3 protein-coding genes are annotated in these 4554 nt (G+C 64.6%); 2 read left to right on the top strand and 1 reads right to left on the bottom strand.

The genetic code is table 11. The features are described from left to right. The first annotated feature begins 53 nt into the window (after positions 1–53). Positions 54–1202, top strand: coding sequence for a DUF971 domain-containing protein (locus EYQ35_03375; protein ID HIF63180.1), 1149 nt, complete (start codon positions 54–56; stop codon positions 1200–1202). Between the two features lie 25 nt (positions 1203–1227). Here the strand turns inward: EYQ35_03375 and EYQ35_03370 are convergent, their stop codons facing one another. Next, entirely contained in the window at positions 1228–2100 is an 873-nt protein-coding gene (locus EYQ35_03370) for an enoyl-CoA hydratase (GenBank protein HIF63179.1), read from the bottom strand. Positions 2101–2251: 151 nt separating this feature from the next. Here EYQ35_03370 and EYQ35_03365 point away from each other — a divergent pair. Next, positions 2252–4554: hypothetical protein (locus tag EYQ35_03365; GenBank protein ID HIF63178.1), on the top strand; the 2303-nt coding region annotated here is incomplete at its 3' end.

Genomic DNA, 4554 nt, shown 5'->3' with positions numbered 1-4554 from the left:
AAGCGGGCAGGCCAACGGCTCGGGTAATGGATCGGTAGAGGGCGACAGCAGCAATGCCTGACAACGCAGCCAGCCAAGCGGGAGCTCAAAAAGGGGCCGCGCAGAAAACAGGCCAGGAAAAGGTCGTGCAGCAACTGCCCGGCGTCGATCACATAGTGGCCGTCAGTTCGGCCAAGGGTGGCGTTGGCAAGTCCACCGTGGCCGTAAACCTGGCGGCGGCCATGGCCGCGCGGGGGCTGCGCGTCGGGTTTGCCGATCTCGACATCTACGGACCGAGCGCGCCGGTTATGCTGGGCCTGCTCGAGCGGCCGCGTCCCGAGGGAGAACTCGTCAAGCCCCTGCAGGTGCACGGCATGAAGGTAATCTCGATGGGGTTTTTCCTCGACGAGGATTCGCCCGTGCTCTGGCGTGGGCCGCTGGTGATGAGCGCCACGAGGCAGTTTCTAAGGGGCGTGGCCTGGGGCGAGCTCGATTGCCTGGTGCTCGACATGCCGCCGGGCACCGGCGACATCCAGCTCACAGTCGCCCAGGAAGTACCGCTTGACGGTGTAGTCATCGTCACCACGCCGCAGGACCTGGCCCTGGCAGACGTCGCCCGCGGCGTTTCGTTGCTCAACAGGCTCAACGCTCCCATGCTCGGCGTGGTGCAGAACATGAGCGGTATAGTGTGCTCCGACTGCGGGCACGTGGACCCGGTGTTCGGCGAGAGGGGAGCCGAGCAGACCGCGCGAACGCTTGGCGTGCCGCTGCTGGCCGAGTTGCCGCTGGAGCCCGAAGTCTGCCAGAGCGGAGACGCGGGCGTGCCCCTGGTGATTTCCCATCCCGAAAGCGAGGTGGCCGGCCGCTTTGTTGCGCTTGCCGACAAGGTGGGCGAGTTGCTCGAGGCGGGGCCCGAACTGCGTGGTCCCCAGCCGGCCAGCGTGGAGCACGACAACGACAGCGGGCTGCTCACGATAGCCTGGCAGGACGGCAGCTCGAACAGCTACCTTCTCGAGGGTCTGCGAGGCTGGTGTCCTTGCGCTCAATGCCAGGGGCACAGCAACGAGGTCACCTTCGTGGCCGGCGGCGTGACCAGGCTCGAAGGCATAGAGGGGGTTGGCCGCTATGCTCTCAGGTTGCGCTGGGCAGACGGGCACGACACCGGCATGTACTCCTTCGACTACCTCAAGGAGCTGGTAGACTACGCCGAGTGCCAGAGCTGAGCTGCCAGAGCTGAGTAGCGCGAGCTCAGACTTCGGGTTCTTCCCACCAGGGGTAGAAGTCGGGAAGGTCGCTCCACGCGCTCATACGGAACTCAGCGGGTCGCTTGGCCAGGAAGGCCTCTACCCCCTCGCGGCAGTCAGCCCCGCGACCGGCCCACCAGATGCATTTTGAATCGATGAGGTGGGCTTCCTGCGGCGAGGCCTGTCCGAGCCCGTGCCACATCAACGCGCGCGCCAGCGCCACCGACACAGCTGATGTGTTGTCGGCGATCTCACGCGCGATGTCCATTGCTTTTGCCAGCACCTGGTCTGTGGGTAGCACGTAGTTAAACAAGCCCGAGTCGGCTTCGTCGCTGGCTCGAAACACGCGCCCGGTCACTGCCCACTCGCTGGCCTTGGCTATGCCCACTATCCTGGGCAGGAACCAGGACGAGCAGGCTTCGGGTACGATGCCCCGGCGCGCAAAGACGAAACCTATCTTGGCGTCTTCGGCCGCTATCCTGATGTCCATCGGCAGTGTCATGGTTATGCCCACGCCCACGGCGGGGCCGTTGATGGCCGCGATGACGGGCTTGCGGCAGCTGTGTATGGCGAGGGCCACGCGCCCGCCGCCGTCGCGATGGGTGTCGAGCCCTTCGGTTTCGCCGTGGGCTGCCGAATCAAAGGTCGATCCGCCCGTGGACAGGTCCGCTCCCGCACAGAAGGCGCGTCCTTCACCGGTTACGACCACCGCGCGCACGGAGTCGTCCCGGTCCACCTGCTCAAAAAGGACCAGCAGCTCGCCTATCATGCGGGGGGTGAAGGCGTTGAGCTGTTCGGGGCGCGAAAGGGTAATCGTGGCTACGCCGTTGTCGACGGCGTAGTTGGTGTGCTTGAGCTCCAGCTTTTCGTTTTTCATAACTCAATGGTTTCTCACCGAGCCAGGCGCTTTGCAATTCTGTTGGCCGGTGTAAAAGCTTGAGGGCAGTGCACAAAAACGGTTTGTAATCAGCTACCCCGTTCTGTACATTCCTGTACGGCCCACCGCCCAGCGGTTGCCGGGGTGATCGATGGTGACGGGGAAAAGCTGCCAGGGGCCGGTACGGGTGTCGGTGACGGGCGACACGCTCATGGGCTTGATTGTGCCCGGGCACGGTTGCATCGCGCCGTCGAGGCTCACTGACTTGCTCCTGGTTGCCTTGGCCACCACGGCCGTGCTGATGGGCATGTTGCCTGCTTCGGCCGCCGCCCAGGCCCAGCAGATTTCCCATGGCCGGGCCGTGGCTGCCAGGACCTTCACGGGCAACCTGCGCGAACTGCCGCTGGTAGAGGAGTTCCTTCCCGGCCGCTCGGTGATGGAGGGGCCCAAGCGGCGCCTGTATCCCAGGGGCACGGGTCCGCTGAACTGGACCACCCTTGACCAGCCCGACCCGCTGCTTCACCTGCAGCGCTCGGTCTCCGAGGCGCTGCAGTACCGGGGTAGCTCCAGGGCCTTCAGCGCGCCGCTGCTCAACACCGACGGGCTGGGCAACAGCTTCGTCATGCCGCCCGACACCGTGGGCGACGTGGGGCCGACCTACTACATACAGATGACCAACGGCTCTGGTGGCACACCTTTTCTGGTGATCAACAAGAGCACCGGCGCCACCGTGGCCGGCCCGACCAGCCTGCACTCACTGTGGCCTGGTAGCGGCGCCTGCGCTTCGGGACGCGGCGATCCGATAGTCTTGTACGACCAGCTGGCCGGTCGCTGGCTGCTGAGCGAGTTTGCCAGCTCGGGTAACCACCTGTGCGTGTACGTGTCGCGTACAGGCGACCCGGTGGCCGGTGGCTGGCACGCCTACGATTTCTCCGTGCCCCAGTTTCCCGACTACCCCAAGTACGGAGTGTGGAACGACGCATACTACGTCGGTACGAACGAAAGCAGCCCTGCGGTTTACGCGTTGGACCGCGACAGGATGCTGGCCGGCGACCCGACAGCGTCGTTTGTAAGGCTGACCGTGCAGAACCTGGGAGGCTTCAGTTTCCAGATTGTGCAGCCAGCCGACGCCGACGGCCTGGCGGCTCCACCGGCGGGGTCGCCGGGCCTGCTGTTTCGCCAGCGCGACGACGAGGTCCACAACGGTGCTTCGAATAACCCGACCGAAGACTATCTCGAGATCTGGAATTTCGACGTTGATTTCGTAACCCCGGGTAACTCTACGCTCGCCAAGGCCCAGGATATTGCGATCTCTGAGTTCGAGTCGGAGCTGTGCGGGCTTACATCGTTCGAGTGCGTACCCCAGCCCGGGACGACGACCCGCCTGGACCCCTTGCGCGAAGTAGTCATGAACCGCGTGCAGTACCGTAATTTCGGCGACTACGAGGTCCTGGTCGGTAACTTCGTGACCGACGTGGCCGGCGGTGCCTCCGATCACCACGGCATACGCTGGTTCGAGCTGCGGCGGACGGGAGGCGGCGCCTGGACGCTCCACCAGGAAGGGACCTGGGCGCCCGATTCCCATCACCGCTGGATGGGCAGCATAGCCATGGACTCGGGTGGCAATATCGCGCTCGGCTACAGTGTGAGCAGCAGCACCGTGTTTCCGGGCATCCGCTACGTAGGTCGCACGGCCGGCGACCCCGCCGGCGCCATGACCACGGGCGAGGCCACCATAGTAAACGGCAGCAGTTCGCAGGCGGCGGGCACGCGCTGGGGTGACTACAGTTCTATGAACGTCGACCCGGCAGACGGGTGCACCTTCTGGTACACCAACGAGTACATGCCGGCCGGCGGCAACTGGACCACCCGCATCGCCAGTTTTCGTTTCGACAACGCCAGCTGCCAGGTCGGAAATGCCGAGTGTGGTAACGGGATAGTGGAAAGCGGCGAGCAGTGCGACGGCAATAACCTTGGACTCTGCCCGCTCGGTCCCTGCGACCCCGACTGCAGCTGCCCGGCGCCCATCTGTGGAAACGACATCATCGAAAGCGGCGAAAGCTGCGATGGCTCCGAGCTGGGCGGCTGTGTCGCCGGTCCCTGCGACCCCGACTGCAGCTGCCCGGCGCCCGTGTGTGGAAACAATATCGTTGAAGCCGGCGAGCAGTGCGACGGAACGCAGTCCTCGGCCTGCCCGGGGCCGTGTAACGCGGCCGGTAGCGGTGCCGAGCAGTGCCAGTGCCGGGCGGTGGTGGTGAGCGACTGTTGCGAGGCCGTTTCCGGCGAGACCGGTTGCAGCGACCCCGTCGTCGAAGCCTGCGTCTGTTCATCAGATCCGTATTGTTGCAACATCGACTGGGATAACCAGTGCGTCTCTGAGGTCGAAAGTTTTGGTTGCGGAAGTTGTAGCGTTCTGGTGACAACCACCACCACGACGACAACCACCACAACAAC

The organism is Candidatus Binatota bacterium (assembly GCA_012960245.1).
Classification (GTDB): Bacteria; Desulfobacterota; Binatia; order UBA1149; family UBA1149; genus UBA1149.
Note: the sequence above shows the minus strand (reverse complement) of the source record. Positions and strands in the feature narration are given on the sequence as shown.